Source organism: Salinisphaera sp. SWV1, from assembly GCF_052044155.1.
Classification (GTDB): Bacteria; Pseudomonadota; Gammaproteobacteria; order Nevskiales; family Salinisphaeraceae; genus Salinisphaera.
Genome location: NZ_JBQDYE010000015.1, coordinates 71,586 through 87,433 on the forward strand (window position 1 = coordinate 71,586; position 15,848 = coordinate 87,433).

Annotated in this window: 14 protein-coding genes; 10 read left to right on the forward strand and 4 right to left on the reverse strand. The window is 67.5% G+C overall.

Translation table 11 applies throughout. The features are described from left to right. Positions 1–15: 15 nt before the first annotated feature. Positions 16–2,070 carry an EAL domain-containing protein gene (locus ACS8YF_RS09385; protein WP_440849956.1) on the reverse strand — a complete coding sequence of 685 codons (2,055 nt, stop codon included), beginning with the start codon at positions 2,068–2,070 and terminating at the stop codon, positions 16–18. 5 nt (positions 2,071–2,075) lie between these two features. Then, positions 2,076–3,164, reverse strand: coding sequence for an EF-P beta-lysylation protein EpmB (gene epmB / locus ACS8YF_RS09390; protein ID WP_440849957.1), 1,089 nt, complete (start codon positions 3,162–3,164; stop codon positions 2,076–2,078). 116 nt (positions 3,165–3,280) lie between these two features. On the opposite strand from epmB, the gene efp reads away from it, so the two are divergent. Both efp and epmA read left to right on the forward strand, forming a co-directional pair. After that, complete coding sequence (gene efp, locus ACS8YF_RS09395) at positions 3,281–3,853, forward strand: elongation factor P (protein ID WP_109994755.1); 573 nt, start codon at positions 3,281–3,283, stop codon at positions 3,851–3,853. A 7-nt stretch (positions 3,854–3,860) separates the two neighbouring features. Beyond that, positions 3,861–4,811 (forward strand): EF-P lysine aminoacylase EpmA, encoded by a 951-nt coding sequence (gene epmA / locus ACS8YF_RS09400; RefSeq protein ID WP_440849958.1) that lies wholly within the window; start codon positions 3,861–3,863, stop codon positions 4,809–4,811. A 9-nt stretch (positions 4,812–4,820) separates the two neighbouring features. Here epmA and asd read toward each other — a convergent pair whose 3' ends face one another. Beyond that, on the reverse strand, positions 4,821–5,714 hold the full coding sequence (gene asd, locus ACS8YF_RS09405) for an archaetidylserine decarboxylase (RefSeq protein ID WP_440849959.1): 894 nt from the start codon (positions 5,712–5,714) through the stop codon (positions 4,821–4,823). Positions 5,715–5,879: 165 nt separating this feature from the next. On the opposite strand from asd, the gene prmB reads away from it, so the two are divergent. The 3 genes from prmB to ACS8YF_RS09420 all read left to right on the forward strand — a co-directional run bounded on the left by prmB (position 5,880) and on the right by ACS8YF_RS09420 (position 8,978). Then, positions 5,880–6,821: a 50S ribosomal protein L3 N(5)-glutamine methyltransferase gene (gene prmB / locus ACS8YF_RS09410; RefSeq protein WP_440849960.1), complete on the forward strand. Its 942-nt coding sequence runs from the start codon at positions 5,880–5,882 to the stop codon at positions 6,819–6,821. Positions 6,822–6,825: 4 nt separating this feature from the next. After that, positions 6,826–7,929, forward strand: a complete 1,104-nt coding sequence (gene aroC / locus ACS8YF_RS09415) for a chorismate synthase (RefSeq protein WP_440849961.1) — start codon at positions 6,826–6,828, stop codon at positions 7,927–7,929. Between the two features lie 86 nt (positions 7,930–8,015). Further along, a complete protein-coding gene (locus tag ACS8YF_RS09420) occupies positions 8,016–8,978 on the forward strand; it encodes a L,D-transpeptidase Cds6 family protein (protein WP_440849962.1) in 963 nt (320 codons plus the stop codon). Here the strand turns inward: ACS8YF_RS09420 and ACS8YF_RS09425 are convergent. After that, positions 8,966–9,850, reverse strand: coding sequence for a LysR family transcriptional regulator (locus ACS8YF_RS09425; protein WP_440849971.1), 885 nt, complete (start codon positions 9,848–9,850; stop codon positions 8,966–8,968). The genes ACS8YF_RS09420 and ACS8YF_RS09425 overlap by 13 nt on opposite strands. A 106-nt stretch (positions 9,851–9,956) precedes the next feature. On the opposite strand from ACS8YF_RS09425, the gene leuC reads away from it, so the two are divergent. The 5 genes from leuC to ACS8YF_RS09450 all read left to right on the forward strand — a co-directional run. Beyond that, positions 9,957–11,366, forward strand: a complete 1,410-nt coding sequence (gene leuC, locus ACS8YF_RS09430; protein WP_440849963.1) for a 3-isopropylmalate dehydratase large subunit — start codon at positions 9,957–9,959, stop codon at positions 11,364–11,366. Next, positions 11,363–12,151, forward strand: coding sequence for a class I SAM-dependent methyltransferase (locus tag ACS8YF_RS09435; RefSeq protein ID WP_440849964.1), 789 nt, complete (start codon positions 11,363–11,365; stop codon positions 12,149–12,151). Before leuC ends, ACS8YF_RS09435 begins: the two co-directional genes overlap by 4 nt. Before the next feature lie 13 nt (positions 12,152–12,164). Continuing rightward, positions 12,165–12,809 (forward strand): 3-isopropylmalate dehydratase small subunit, encoded by a 645-nt coding sequence (gene leuD / locus ACS8YF_RS09440; RefSeq protein WP_440849965.1) that lies wholly within the window; start codon positions 12,165–12,167, stop codon positions 12,807–12,809. Between the two features lie 144 nt (positions 12,810–12,953). After that, a complete protein-coding gene (gene leuB, locus ACS8YF_RS09445; RefSeq protein WP_440849966.1) occupies positions 12,954–14,030 on the forward strand; it encodes a 3-isopropylmalate dehydrogenase in 1,077 nt (358 codons plus the stop codon). A 150-nt stretch (positions 14,031–14,180) separates the two neighbouring features. Then, positions 14,181–15,848, forward strand: a 1,668-nt coding sequence (locus ACS8YF_RS09450; protein WP_440849967.1) for a FimV/HubP family polar landmark protein, incomplete at its 3' end; no start/stop codon positions are given.

Genomic DNA, 15,848 nt, shown 5'->3' on the forward strand with positions numbered 1-15,848 from the left:
CCCCCGAAAGCGCGATCAGCCGATGGTTTCGCCATGCTGTAGCGCCGCCGGGTCCGGCTCCTGAATGAAGTGGCCCTGGACGTAGTTGACGCCTGCCTGCCACAGGCGTGCCATGCTGGCGGCATCCTCGATATGCTCGGCGATGAGCGGCACGCGGTGCTCGCGGGCGAAATCGACGACCCGCTGCAGACGCGCATCCTCGCTGTTCTGTTCCGCCAGCTGGCGCGCAAACGCCGGTGCCAGTTTGATGAACGACAGCGTGAGGTTTTCGAGCATCGCCGCATGGCTGCTCGACTCGCCGAAATGCGTCAGCGCAAAACGATAAGTCTGACGGTCGAGTTCGGCGGCCAGGCGACGCGTCGCGGCCACGTGTGAGCGCGCGTCCGATTCACGCACGCAGAATATGATCTGCTGGTGATCGATCGCGGCCATGGCCTCGTCCTCTGCCAGCCACTGGATGAATGTCTGCGCGCTGTCGAGCGTGGCGCTCGACAGTTTGACGAACAGCGCGAGTTCGACGTCGCGGGCGGCCTGTTCGGCGATCACGCGCGCCGCGCGCCGGGTCACCCAGCGATCGATCTCGGGCATCAGGCCGGCCTGCTCGGCGGCCGGCAGGAAGTTGCCAGGCATGATCATGCCGTCGTGATCGTCGACGTAGCGCAGCAGCACGTCGTAGTAACGACGCTGGTCGCCGGCCAGGCTGGTCACGGTCTGGAATGCCAGCCGGAAACGATCCGAGGCGAGCGCCTGTTCCAGCCGGCTCTGCCAGGCGTCCGAGCCGGCCTGTGCGTCCGCCATCGGATCGCCTTCGCATTCGCGAAACGCGTCGCCGCCGGTCTCCCGCAGGCGATATCCGGTGTCGACCAGTTGTTGCAGCCGACGATCGTTGGCGGTGGATTCCGCCCCGAGCATGATGGCGGACACGCTGGCCGTGACATGCACCGAGCGATGATGACCGCCGAACTCGGTGTCGCCGATGGTGCGTACCAGGGTTTCCGCCATGGCTGAAACATCGGCCGGCGCCCCGCGTTCGATCGACAGAACGTATTCGCCCACGGCGAAGCGGAAGCAGCGGTCGGTATCGGCCAGGTTGTCGATCAGGAACAGGCTGACCTCCTCGAGCAATTCATCGGTGCTCGCGAGGCCGAATTGCTGTTGCAGTGCCGGCACGCCGTCGAGGGCCACGAACACCAGACCGCGCAGGCGACCGCTGTCGGACCAGCGGCTGATGCTGGCCAGGTGTCGATGCAGCGCCATGCGCGCGTCGGCAATGGGGCTCGCGCCCAGAACCGGCATGCTGGTCGTCTCGATCGGTGCCAGCGACAGCCACTGGCTGCGATCGGCACCGGTATACAGATGCGCGGACAGCGGATGCGTGGCGCCAGCGCTGGCGCGGCGCAGGATCACGCCGCGCCCGGCCGGCCGGTGGGAGTCGTTCAGGCGCGCCTGGGCGGCGGACAGGCGCGCCGCGTCGGTCTTGGACAGCCAGCTGCCGAGCGCTTGCCCGTTGATGGCCGCGGCGGACTCGGCCCCGATCAGGTCGGCGAAATGCGGCGTCACCCCGACCAGCGTGCCCCCGTCGAGGCGGGCTCTCGCGCCCTCGCTCTGTTGCTCGAACTCGGCCAGGCGGCGCCGGTCGATGGCCAGATCCACCGCGCGCGACAGCCGGGCGTCGATCAATTCCGCATCCTCGTCGATATCGATGCGCTGACAGACGCCGGCGCGCACGCAGGCGCCACGGGGCGGCAGACGCACCTCGGTGCCCGCCACCAGCAGCGGGACGCTGCCGACGTGTTCCACGCGCTGAATCAGCGTCGCGGTATCGAAGCGGTCGCCGTCGCGGCAGACCAGGGCGAGCAGGGCCACCGGCGGATGCACCTGGCTCGCGGCGGTATCGAAGTCGTCAAACCGGTGGGTCGCCCAATCCCGCGGCGAAAGCGTCTGCAGGCGAGCGGCCAGTCGCCGGCTGGTGGCGTCATCGTCGCCAATCACCGCGATCAGTGCATTGGCGTCGGCCCTGTCGTTGCTTGCATTCGATCGATGTGCGTTGGTTGCGTCGGCAATGGCCATCGGTATCAGTCCCCTTGTCCCCTGGACCCAGCATGCCGTGCCCGTGCCGGCACGCCAAGTACGCTCTTGGCATCGTCGCCCGCGCCCTCGCGCGCCAGCTTCGGTACCAGGTAGCCCGGCAAGCGTGCGGCAAGCGCCTGCATCAACACGACCGCACGCGATTCCGGCACCTCGAAATGATGGGTTCCGCGAACGCGATCAAGCAGGTGCAGATAATAAGGCATAACACCGGCATCGAAGAGCGCCAGACTCAAATCCGCGAGCGTGTCGGCGTCGTCGTTGACGCCGGCGAGCAACACGGCCTGATTGAGCGGTACGGCGCCGGTACCCGCGATCGCACGAGCCATATCGGCAACTTCGAAGGAAAGTTCAGCCGCGTGATTGACATGCAACACGACCACCGTTCGCGCGCGGCGTGCGGCGAACCATGCGAGCAGCCCGTCATCCACGCGTTCGGGCAGCACAACGGGTGTGCGCGTATGTATGCGTAGTCGCCGGACATGGTCGATGGCATCCAGTCGCGCCCCGAGTGCGTCCAGCCGCGCATTCGACAGCGATAGCGGATCGCCGCCTGACAGGATCACTTCGGTAATGCTCGGGTCCGCGGCGATGCGCGCCAGCGCGGCCTCGGTATGCGAGCCGCCCGCATGTTGGGCGCTGTAATCGAAGTGCCGGCGAAAGCAATAGCGGCAATGCACGGCACAGGCGCCGGTGGTCACCAGCAGCGCCCGGCCGTGGTATTTGTGCAGCAGCCCATCGCCGACGGCGCTCGAATTGTCGCCCACCGCATCGTCGACGAAACCGGGCGGATCGTGGCACTCGGCGTGCAGCGGCAGAACCTGGCGCAGCAGGGGGTCGGCGATGTCGCCGCGGCGCATGCGCGCGACATAGCCGCGCGGTACGCGCAGATCGAACAGAGCGGCGGCACATCGGGCCGCGGGCTTGTACTCGGCCGGCAGGTCGAGTTCGGCAAACAGCGTATCGACGTCGGTGATGGCGTCACGCATGGCCTGCTGCCAGCCACCGCTGCGATACGATAGACTGCGCGGCTCGATCAGCGGCGTAATCCGTGATGGCGCGGGGCGTGTGCTCATATCGAACCAGTATAGAGGCTGTCGTCAGCCCGTGCCGCACGGCCTGACGACGGATTCTTGAGACCGGGGCGCCGCGCATGCCGGCGCGACGCATTCCAGCCTTGGAGTTTCGTTTTATGGCGCAGTTTTCCACCAACCAGTTCAAGGGCGGCCTGAAGATCATCCTCGACGGCGACCCGTACACCATCGTCGAGAACGAATTCGTCAAGCCCGGCAAGGGCCAGGCTTTCAATCGCGTGAAGGTGCGCAACCTCAAGACCAATCGCACGGTCGAGCGCACCTTCAAGTCGGGCGATTCGGTCGAGGCGGCCGACGTGTTCAACCTCGATCTTCAGTTCCTGTACCACGATGGTGAGTTCTTCCATTTCATGGAACCGAACACGTTCGAGCAGTACCAGGCCAGCGAAGCCGCGGTCGGCGATGCCGCCAAGTGGCTCAAGCCCCAGGACAGCTGCGATGTCACGCTGTGGAACGGTGTGCCGCTGCAGGTGGATGCGCCCAACTTCGTCGTCCTGCAGGTCACCGAGACCGATCCGGGCGTGCGCGGCAACACCTCCTCGGGCGGTTCCAAGCCGGCCACGCTGGAAACGGGCGCGGTGGTCCAGGTGCCGTTGTTCATCGAAGAAGGCGAGACCCTGCGCATCGATACCCGCAAGGGTGAGTACGTCTCGCGCGCCAACGAAAGCTGAGACCCGCATGAGCCACGATGGCCGCTGGCGCTCGGGGCTCGCCCCGGGCGCGCTGGCGGCGCGGGCGCGGTTGCTCGCCGATATTCGTGTCTTCATGGCCGAGCACGGGCTGCTGGAAGTGGATACGCCCGTGCTGTCGGCGGCCGCACCGAGCGAGCGCGCGCTGGAATGCCTGGCAGTCGCGGGTGCGGGCTATCTCGTGCCGTCGCCCGAGCATGCGCTCAAGCGTCTGCTGGCCGAGGGTGCCGGCTCGTTGTATCAGCTCGGGCATGTCTTTCGCGCCGGGGAGACCGGGCGCTGGCACAATCCCGAGTTCACCATGCTCGAGTGGTACGGCGTCGACGAGGACATGGGCGCGGCGATGGCCCGGCTCGCCGCGCTGCTGCGTCGGCTGGGCGTGCCCGCGGGCCGGCCGGCGCGTACCTATCGCGCCGTGTTCCGCGAGGCGCTCGGCCTCGATCCGCTGGTGGCCGACGCCCGCGCACTTGCCGACTGCGCGGCCGCCCAGGGCGTTGCCCCGGGTGGCATGGGGGCCGAGGCCGGGCGCGTGTTCTGGCTCGATCTGCTCATGGCGACCTGCGTACAGCCGACGCTGGGCCGCGACGGCGCCGAGCTGGTGACGCATTTCCCGGCCGACGACGCCGTGCTGGTGGCCAGCGATCCGGACGATGCGCGTCAGGCGCTGCGGTTCGAATGCTTCTGGCAGGGCGTCGAACTCGCCAACGGCGCGCGCGAACTGGCGGACGCCGCCCTGGCCGGGCAGCGCATGCAGCGCGAGCAGGACGCGCGCGTCGCGCAGGGCAGCCCGGTGCCGCCGGTCGACGAGGCCCTGTTGGCGGCAATGCGCGCGGGGCTGCCGCCCTGCGCCGGCGTGGCGCTCGGGATCGACCGATTGCTGGCGTTGTTGCAGGGTGTCGATGCGATCGCCCCGGTTCTGCCATTCGCCAGCGGGCGCTGATCCGGCGTGTCAGGCGCCCGGCACGAGTTGTCCGAGCGACTGGTTGAGACGCACCGGCTGGCCGGCCGTCAGTTCGGGATCGAAGTCCACCGCGTCAGGCCCGGTCAGCACGATCACACTCGACCCCAGCATGAAATGCCCCATCGGATCGCCGCGGCCGTAGCGGTGTTCGGTCTGGCCGGCATCGATATAGCTGGTGTGGCGGCGGGCCTTTTGATGAGGCGGGCAGATGCGCCCGGCGGCGCGGGTGTGGATGCCACCGACGATGAAGGCCCCGACCATCACCACGGCCACTGGCCCGACCGCGGTATCGAAGCAGCTCACCAGGCGTTCGTTGCGCGAGAACAGCCGCGGGATGGCGCGCACGCAGCGCGGGTTCACGCCGAACAGGCGCCCGGGTATATAGCGTGTCTCGCGCAGCCGGCCGTCCAGCGGCATGTGTACCCGATGATAATCGTGCGGCGCGAGATACAGCGTGACATAGCGGCCGCCGAGAAAAGCGGCGGCAAGACTGTCGTCGCCGGCCACCAGTTGCCGCAGGTCGTAGGCCACGCCCTTGGTCTGGAACAGGCGGCCGGTCTCGATGGCCCCGAACATGCCGAGCTGGCCGTCGACGGGGCAGGCGAGTGTGTGGTCGTCGGCCGGTAACGGCCGCACATCGGCAGCGAGTTCGCGCGTGAAAAAATCGTTGAAGCAGGCATATTGCGTCGGTTCCGGCTCGGCCGCTTCGCTCATGTCGATCGCCGGATAGGCGCGCAGAAAGCCTCGGATCAGCGCGTTCTTGATCCGTGGCAGCCGGATCTCGGCGATGACAAACGCCAGATGCGAGATGGCGCGCGTGGGTAACAGCGCCAGCGCAACGGCGAACAGGCGATCGGTGAAGCGAACCGGGACATTGGGCATGGTCAAGCGGGAAACGACAGCGGAGCGAGCCGTCACCCTAGCGCAACGCCGCAACACAGGCGATCTGGTTTATCCTAGCCCGCTGTTCCCGATTGAGAATGACGCGCGATACCGGTCGCGCGTCGTGCCACCGACAGGAGCGGGCCCGGGCCCGCGAGTGAGACTATGGCTAGCGACACCGCCGAACCGGCGTCCGAGATCGCCGCGACCCTGACGCGCATCGTCGATTACATCCGCTGGGGCGCATCGCGCTTCGTGGCGGCCGATCTATCGTTCGGCCACGGCAGCGACAATGCGATCGACGAGGCCGCGCATCTGGTGCTGGATGCGCTGGATCTGGATCCGGGGCTGCCTGATGCGTATCTCGAGTCCGTGCTCATGCCGAGCGAGCGCGAGCGCGTGATCGCGGTCATCGAGCGCCGGATCGAAACACGGCTGCCCGCGCCCTATATCACCGGCCGCGCCTGGTTCGCGGAGATGGAGTTCTTCGTCGACGAGCGCGTCATCGTGCCGCGTTCGCCGATCGCCGAATTGATCGAGCAGGGCTTCCAGCCGTGGCTCGGGCACCGCGAGCCGTTGGCGGTGCTGGATCTGTGCACGGGCTGCGGCGCGATCGCGATCGCCTGTGCCTACGCCTTCCCCGATGCGCAGGTCGTGGCAACCGACGCCAGTGACGATGCGCTGGAAGTGGCCGCGATCAACTGCGACAAGCACGACACCGGACCGCAGGTGCAACTGGTGCGGGCCGACCTGTTCAACGGGCTGGAAGCACAGCGGTTCGACCTGATCGTGACCAATCCGCCGTATGTCACACAGGACGAATGGTCCGGCCTCGACCCGGAGTTTCTTCACGAGCCGGGTTTCGCCTTCCACGGCGACGCCGACGACCTGACCCTGGTCGAGCGCATCCTGTTCGGCGCGCCCGATTACCTGACCGAGGATGGCCTGTTGATCATGGAGGTGGGCGCATCGGCGTTCCTGCTGGAACAGCGCTACCCGGACCTGCCGGTTACCTGGATCGATCTGGCGCGCGGCGGCATGGGCGTGGGCGCGGTCGAGGCCGAAGACCTCGCCGCCTGGGTCGAAGCACAGCAGGTGGGGGCGTAATCGCATGGCAGGCAATACCTGGGGCCAGCAGTTCACCGTCACCTCGTTCGGCGAATCGCACGGTCCGGCGATCGGTTGCGTGATCGACGGCTGCCCGCCCGGCGTGGCGGTCGACGAGGCGCTGCTGCAGCGCGATCTCGACCGGCGCAAGCCCGGTACGTCGCGCTATGTGACCCAGCGCCGCGAAGCCGACGAGGCGCGCATCGTCTCCGGCGTATTCGAAGGCGTGACCACCGGCACGCCGATCGCGATCATCATCGAGAATACCGATCAGCGCTCGCGCGATTATTCCAAGATCAAGGACGTGTTCCGGCCGAATCATGCCGACTACGCCTATCTGCAGAAATACGGCATTCGCGATTATCGTGGCGGCGGGCGTTCCTCGGCGCGCGAAACCGCGGTGCGCGTGGCGGCCGGCGCGATCGCCCGCCGGGTCCTGGCCGAGCGCTGGGGCATCGCCATCCAGGGGTACCTGGCGCAGATGGGTGGTATTCGTCTCGGCTGCACCGATCTCGCCGCGGCCAACGACAACCCGTTTTTCTGCGCCGAACCGGATCGCGTGCCCGAACTGGAGGCCTATATCAACCAGTTACGGCGCGATGGCGACTCCATCGGCGCGCGTATCGATGTCGTGGCCACCGGCGTGCCGGCAGGTTGGGGCGAACCGGTGTTCGACCGGCTGGATGCCGATATCGCCAAGGCACTGATGAGCATCAATGCCGTCAAGGGTGTGGAGATCGGCGACGGTTTCGACGTCGTCGCCATGCGCGGATCGGAACACCGCGATGAAATGAACCCGGACGGTTTCGCCAGCAATCATTCCGGCGGTATCCAGGGCGGTATTTCCAGCGGCCAGGCGATTCGCGCCAGCATGGCGCTGAAGCCCACCTCCAGCATCACCATCCCGGGCGATACCGTCGACACGGCCGGCCAGGCGACACAGATGCGGACCACCGGACGGCACGATCCCTGTGTGGGGCTGCGCGCGGCGCCGATCGCCGAAGCGATGCTCGCCATCACGCTGCTCGACCATGCGCTTCGCCATCGCGGGCAGAACGCCGACGTCGCGCCGCCGATGGCGCCCCTGGGTGGCGGGCCGATGTTCTAGACCACCTGATATCACCGAGCGTGGGGCTTTGCGTGGCGACGCGGGCCGGCTAGGATGCGCCAAGGGTTAGCGGCTGGGGGCATCGCGTGAAAAAGTGGTTTTCGAGTATTACCTGTATCGCCGTATTGGCGGCTGGGTCAGCGGTGGCGGCGGCAGACGATTGGAATCCGGCCGCGGTCGGTCATGAGCTGTCGAACGGTCAGGCCGTGCAGGCGCTGGAAGCAACGAACGCCCGCCTGGCCGACCATCCCGACGACCGGCAGGCGCAGTTCCTGCACGCCATGGCGCTGGCGCGAACCGGCGATGCACCCCATGCGATCGATCTCTATCGCAAGTTGTCGACTGAGTATCCGCAGCGTGCACGCGTGTGGAACAACCTCGGCGTGCTCTATGCCCGTCAGGGCCGGCTCGACAAGGCACGCGACGCGCTGGACCATGCGATCGCAGCCGAGCCGGGTTACGCCGTTGCCGAGGAGAATCTCGGCGATGTCTATGTGGCGTTGGCCAGCGCGGCCTATCGGCGCGCGCAGCAGCAGGGCGCGAGCGCCGAGGCCATGAATCGTCGCCGCAGCGCACTGGAACAGCTGGTTCCCGCCTTGCCGAGCGCGGCCCAACCGAACCCGGTTTCGGCAACGCCGGGCGCCGCCACGCCGGCGGATGCCGCGGCAGCGAGCGGCAGCGGCCATAGCGTGGCCGAAAAGCCGGCTTCGGGTCCGCCCAGGCAGGCCATCGATCGGGTGTTGTCGCACTGGGCGAATGCGTGGTCGCAACAGGATCTGTCGGCTTACCTGGCGACATACAGTGACGACTATCAACCGCAGGGCAAGATCAGCCGCGCACAGTGGATTCGCCAGCAGCGTGCGCGGGTGACCCGGCCGAAATCGGTGGATGTGAGCGTGTCCGATATTCGGGTGACGGCGGACAGCGCGAATCGCGCCCGGGCCACCTTCCGGGAGCATTATCGTGCCGCGGGCAACGAACGCGATGCCACCCGGCACATGGTGTTCGTGCGTGAGGATGGGGCCTGGCGTATCCGTCAGGAGAGCTGAGCGCCCCCGGCTTCGGCTTCCAGCATGGTGAGCAACGCGCGCGCTGCGTTCGACAGGTGCCGCTGTGGATGCCGCATGACACCCAGCTCACGATGCATCCGCAGTCGGGGCAGTGCCAGCGGCACCAGCCGATGCGGCATGGCCTCGGGCAGGACCGTCCAGCCCAGACCCACGTCCGCGAGCATGCGCAGGGTTTCCAGCGAATGGCTGGTCATGCGCGCAGTCACCGCGACGCCGTGCTCGGCCAGGGCGGATTCGATGATCCGATGAGTATAGCTGTCCGGCGGCGGCAGCACCGCGGGATAACGCACCAGTGCCGCGAATGGAATGGCCGCACGCCGGGCCAGCGGGTGGTCGATGCCGGCATAAATGGCAAGCGGGTCGTGCCAGATGGTGCGGGCGATCAGCGTCCGATGGGGCTTGACCGGCAACGTGATCAGGGCGAGTTCCGATTCGCCGTTGACCACGCGCTGGCAGGCCTGCTCCGAATCGGCGAACTCGATCTGGGGAGCCACATCCGGATAGCGCGCCACGAATGCCCGCAGCACCTCGGGCATGCGGTGCATGCCGACATGGTGCGACACCGCCAGTTCGAGTGTGCCCGCGACCTGCGCGGCAAGATTATCCAGCGCCCGATCACCGTCCGCGACCGCGGCCAGCGTCTCGCGGGCATGCGGCAGGTAGGCGCGTCCCGCCTCGGTCAGCCCGATGCCGCGACCCACGCGATCGAACAGACGATGGCCGAGTTCGGTTTCCAGCGCGGCGATGCGTTTGCTCACCGCCGGCTGGCTCAGATGCAAGCGGTGCCCGGCGTCCTGAAAAGAACCCAGCTCGGCCACGGCCACGAAGGCCTGCAATGCATCGATACGCATGCCGGCATTGTATTCCGGATTGGAATGCTGCACGAAAAATTATTCATTTGAGTAATCGATAGGCCGCGCCTAGACTCCACGCAAGCTCAAGCAACGAGATGCGCTCATGGCCCGCACGCTGTACGAAAAGATCTGGGATGAACACGTCGTCCGCGAGGAAGCGGGCAATGCCCTGCTGTATATCGACCGGCACATGGTGCATGAGGTGACCTCGCCCCAGGCCTTCGAGGGCCTGCGCCTGGCGCATCGCGATATCTGGCGTTCGAGTGCCAACCTGGCGGTGCCGGACCACAACGTCCCGACCACTCATCGCGACGGCGGTATCGCCGACCCGATCTCGCGCGCCCAGGTCGAGGCGCTGCAGGTCAACTGCAACGATTTCGGCGTGCGCCTGTTCGGCATGGGCGACCGGCGCCAGGGCATCGTGCACATCATCGGCCCGGAGCAGGGGGCGACCCAGCCCGGCATGACCATCGTCTGCGGCGACTCGCATACCGCCACCCACGGCGCCTTCGGCGCGCTGGCCTTCGGCATCGGCACGTCCGAGGTCGAGCATGTGCTGGCGACCCAGACGCTGCCGCAGTCGCGCTCCAAGACCATGCTGGTGCGCGTGGACGGGCAGGTGGCACCCGGCATTTCGGCCAAGGACATCATGCTCGCCATCATCGGCAAGATCGGCACGGCGGGCGGTACCGGTCATGTCATCGAGTACGGTGGCGAGGCGATTCGCGCGCTGTCGATGGAAGGCCGCATGACGATCTGCAACATGTCGATCGAGGCGGGTGCGCGCGCCGGCATGGTCGCCGTCGACGACACCACCATCGACTATATGCGCGGGCGCCCCTATGCGCCGGATGAACAGCAATGGCCGGCGGCGGAAGCCTACTGGCGCGCGCTGGTTTCCGACGAGGGCGCCGAATACGATCAGGTGGTGGTGCTGGATGCCGCCAAGATCGCGCCGCAGGTCACCTGGGGCACGTCGCCGGAGATGGTCGCCCCCGTCACCGACCGTGTGCCCGAGCCGGACAGCGCGCCGCGCGCGGGTCAGAATGAAGGCTGGCGCGCCGCGCTCGACTACATGGATCTGACGCCCGGCGTGCCGATTACCGAGATCATGCTGGACAAGATATTCATCGGCTCCTGTACCAACGCGCGCATCGAGGATCTGCGCGTGGCCGCGAAGTATCTGGAAGGCCGCCGGATCGCGCCGAACATTGAACTGGCGATGGTCGTGCCGGGTTCCGGGCTGGTGAAGGCCCAGGCCGAAAAAGAAGGTCTGGACGCGATCTTCAAGGCCGCCGGATTCGAATGGCGCGACGCCGGCTGCTCGATGTGCCTGGGCATGAACGACGACAACCTGCTGCCGGGCGAGCGTTGTGCCTCGACCTCGAACCGCAACTTCGAAGGGCGCCAGGGCAAGGGCGGCCGGACCCATCTGGTCAGCCCGGCCATGGCGGCCGCCGCCGCGGTTCATGGCCATTTCGTGGATATTCGCGAGCTGGATGTCACGGCATGAGCGAGACGGCTGAAATCAACGCCGGCGGTTGGCGGGCCGAGGATTACGGCCGCAATGCCCGTTTCGTCGCCCATCTGGCGGCGGATCTGGTGGCGTGGCTGGCGCCGGTCGCGGGCGAGCAGATCCTGGATCTGGGCTGCGGCGATGGCGCGCTCAGCGAACGCCTGGCCGAGACCGGTGCCGAAGTGGTCGGCGCCGACGGCAGCCCGGCGATGGTGGCCGCGGCGCGGGCCCGGGGGTTGGCGGCGGTCGTCGCCGACGGCCAGAGCCTGGATACGGTGCCCGAGCTCGACCGGGCCTTCGATGCCGTGTTCTCGAACGCCGCGCTGCACTGGATGCGAGACGATCCGCAGGCCGTCATCGACGGCGTGTTCGCGCGCCTGAAGCCGGGTGGGCGCTTCGTGGCCGAGATGGGCGGCGCCGGCAATATCGCCCCCATCCGGGCCGCGCTGCGCGCCGAGGCCGATGCACGCGGGATCGACCCGGATACGCTCGATCCGTGGTATTTCCCGAGCGAGACGACCTATCTCGACCGGCTCGCCACCGCCGGCTTTCATATCGAGCGCTCGCACAGTTTCGAGCGGCCCACCCAGTTGCCGGGCGACGTGGCCGACTGGCTGACCACGCTGGCGCGCCCGTTCGTGACCGCCTTTGCCGAAGGCCGGGCGCGCGACGATTACGTCGCCGCGGTGCGCGCACGCCTGGCCGGCGAGCTGCGCCACCACGACGGCCAGTGGGTCGCCCCGTACGTGCGGCTGCGCTTTGTCGCCCGCAAACCCGTGTAAGAGGATTCTCATCATGCAGGCATTCACCATTCACGAAGGGTTGGTCGCGCCGCTGGATCGCGCCAACATCGATACCGACGCCATCATCCCCAAGCAGTACCTGAAATCCATCCGCCGCACCGGTTTCGGCCAGTATCTGTTCGATGACTGGCGTTATCTGGATGCCGGCGGCCTGGACGTGGATATCGCCGACCGGCGCGAAAACCCGGACTTCATCCTCAACAAGGAACCGTTCCGCGACGCCTCGATCCTGCTGGCGCGCGAGAATTTCGGCTGTGGTTCCTCGCGCGAGCATGCGGTGTGGGCGCTGGAGGATTTCGGCATTCGCTGCGTGATCGCGCCCAGCTTCGCCGATATCTTCTACAACAACTGTTTCAAGAACGGCGTGCTGCCGATCGCGCTGGCCGCGGAGCAGGTCGACGCGCTGTTTCAGGCAGCCCACGCGACCGGCGGCCTGCGGGCTCGCGTCGATCTGGTCGAGCAGCGGATCAGCCTGCCCGACGACTCCGTCTACGCTTTCGAGGTCGAGGGCTATCGCCGCAAGAACATGCTCGAAGGCCTCGACGACATCGGCCTGACACTGCAGCACGAAGACGCGATTCGCGCGTACGAACAACAGCGCGCGGCCGAAAAGCCCTGGCTCTTTCGCGAGTTGTAATCGTTTATTGAAAACGTCCGCAAATGAACGCGAATTAACGCAAATTCCGTGTTGTACGACTTTTAATTTGCGTTCGTTGGCGTTCATTTGCGGACCGCTTTTGTCTTCTCGGATATATCCGACGAAAGCTGAACAAGGATTGTCATGACCTCACGCATTCTGGTAATGCCCGGCGACGGCGTCGGCCCCGAAATCTGTCGCGAAGCGGTGCGCGTGCTCGAAGTGCTGGCCGCCGATCACGGGCTCGACATCGAGCTGGATGAGGCGCTGGTCGGCGGGGCTGCGATCGATGTCGAGGGCGACCCGTTGCCCGAGTCGTCGCTGGCCGCCGCGCGCGAGGCCGACGCCGTGTTGTTCGGTGCGATCGGCGGGCCCGCCTGGGACAACCTCGAGCGCGCCATGCGGCCGGAGTCCGGACTGTTGCGGCTGCGCCGCGAACTCGGCCTGTTCGCCAACCTGCGGCCGGCCATTCTCTATCCCCAACTCGCGCATGCCTCGGCGCTCAAGCCGGAGATGGTGTCGGGGCTCGATATCATGATTGTGCGCGAGCTGACCGGCGGCATCTATTTCGGCACGCCGGCGGGTTCCGGCCGCACCGAAGCCGGTCTGCGCGAGGCCTGGAACACGCTGCGCTACAACGAAGCCGAGATCGAGCGCATCGGCCGGGCGGCGTTCGAGACCGCGCGCGCGCGTGGCCATCGCCTGTGCAGCGTCGACAAGGCCAACGTGCTGGATGTCTCGCAGTTGTGGCGCGATGTGATGAACGAACTCGCCAGCGAGTACGAGGACGTCGAGCTCTCGCATATGTATGTCGACAACGCCGCCATGCAGCTCGTGCGTGCGCCCAAGCAGTTCGACACGGTGGTCACCAGCAACCTGTTCGGCGATATTCTCTCCGATGCTGCGGCCATGCTCACCGGCTCGATCGGCATGCTGCCCTCGGCATCGATGGATGCCCACGGCAAGGGGCTGTACGAGCCGGTGCACGGTAGCGCGCCCGACATCGCCGGGCAGGGGCTGGCCAATCCGCTGGCAATCATCCTGTCGGTGGCGATGATGCTGCGCTATACGCTGGATCGCCGCGACCTGGCCGACAAGGTGGAGGCGGCGGTCGGTTATGCGCTCGACCGAGGGCTTCGCACCCGCGACATCATGGACGATGAAACCCAGATTGCCAGCACCCGGGAGATGGGGGGCGCGATCGTCGATATGCTACGCTGAGCCGGCCGGATAGCCAGGCGGCGGGCGCATCGCATCGGCCCGCGACCTGGGCGCGGCGCTTGAGCGCCGTCCCTGTCTGCCGATAACAGTGATCGGGCGGGCGGCCGGGCCGCGTTGGCCGCGGGGAGTAAACAGGGGGTTGCATACGGCGTGGCCGTTTTCATCGATCGAGCTATCCGATGCGGTCTGATCGCCGCGAGTATTGCGGCGGCAGGGTATGCCTCATCCGCGTTCGCCCTCGAATTCGGGGCACTCACGGTGCACTCGCACCTCAATCAGCCGCTCGACGCCACGGTGGTGTTGAAGGATATCGATGCCGCCGAGCGCGCGTCGCTCGACGTCGGTATCGCGCCGCCGGCCATGTTCCAGCGTTTCGGCATCCGCCGAAGCAGCGCGGTCGACCGCCTCAAGGTCGATACCAAGATGAGTCCGGGCGGCCATCGCGCGACAGTGCATATCGCCACGAATCGCCCGGTGAGCGAGCCGTTCGTGGATTTTCTGCTGCAAGTGGACTCGGGTAGCGGCAGCGCGCTGCGCGAATACACCGCCCTGCTCAATCCGGCGCCCGAGGCGAATGCGGCGTCGTCGCCGGCGCCCGGTGCGACGTCGGCGGTCCGGGCGGCGACATCCGCCGCCGGCGCGAGTGCCGCCACGGGCCGCGCGTCCCGTCACGAGGTGCGTGCCGGTGAAACCCTCTGGTCGATCGCCGCGGGCCACACGCCGCCCGGGGCGACGATCGCGCAGACCATGCTGGCGATTTACCGGGCCAATCCATCCGCCTTCAATGGCGGTATGGCGGCGCTATTGCAGGACGCGCGACTGACCATTCCGGGCGCCGAGCGCATTCGCGCCGTGAACGCCGGCACGGCGCAGCAGCGCTTGCAGAATGCTCGGGCGCGCCACAACGCCGCCGGGCGCGGCGGTGCCGATAATTCACCCAAGCTGGCGGCGAGTGGCGAAGCGCCGCCAGCGGCGCTGCAGTCCCCGGATGCCAATGCCGCGCCCGGGGCCACGAGTGCGAGCAAAGCCGAAGCAAAGACGCCGCCCGCGCCAGCAAAAGCCACACCGGCCGGCGCGAAAACGACGCCGGCCGGACCCTTCGGCCAACTGAGCCTGCCGTCCGCGGCGCCATGGCCGACGCCGCAGGCGAGCCCGGGTGGCCAGGCCACGGCGTCGGCGCCGGTAGCGTCCAGCGCGGGCTCGGGCGCCACGCCAGCCGGCAATGCCGCGTCGACTGCAACGGCCCCGGCGGCCGCATCCATGAACGGCAGTCCGAAGCCGAAACCCGCGCCCGAATCCAAGTCGAAATCCAAGTCGAAATCCAAGTCCAAGCCGAACCCCGAGCCGGCGACCGATTCATCCGGCGGCAGCCGCGCTGCCCATCCGCCGCGCGTTGCATCCCCGCCGCCGGGCGACGTGGCCCAGGCCGGCGGTGACGTCTGGCTGTCGCCGCGCAATGTGTTGTTGTTCCTGCTGTTGTTGGTGTTGATCGGGTGGGTGCTGCGGCGTCTGCGCGAACGCGGATACAAGCCGGTCACGCTCGAGCGTGAGCAGGTGCCACCGGCTGCGGATGATGCGGCGGCGCATGCGGAGCCGGCCGGTGCGACGGCGGATCCCGCAGTCGCCCGCGAAGCCGCCCGCCGCGATACCGCCGGGCCGGGCGAAGTGGCGTCAACGGCGGTCCGGACGCCCAGGCCGGCGCCGGAACCCGAACGGGAGCCGGAACCTGAGCCGGAACGCCCGGCAACGCCGGCTGCCAGCGCGGATCGGGACATGCCGCGCCCGCCCGGCGAAGACGCGCCGGCGCGTTCCGGCCGC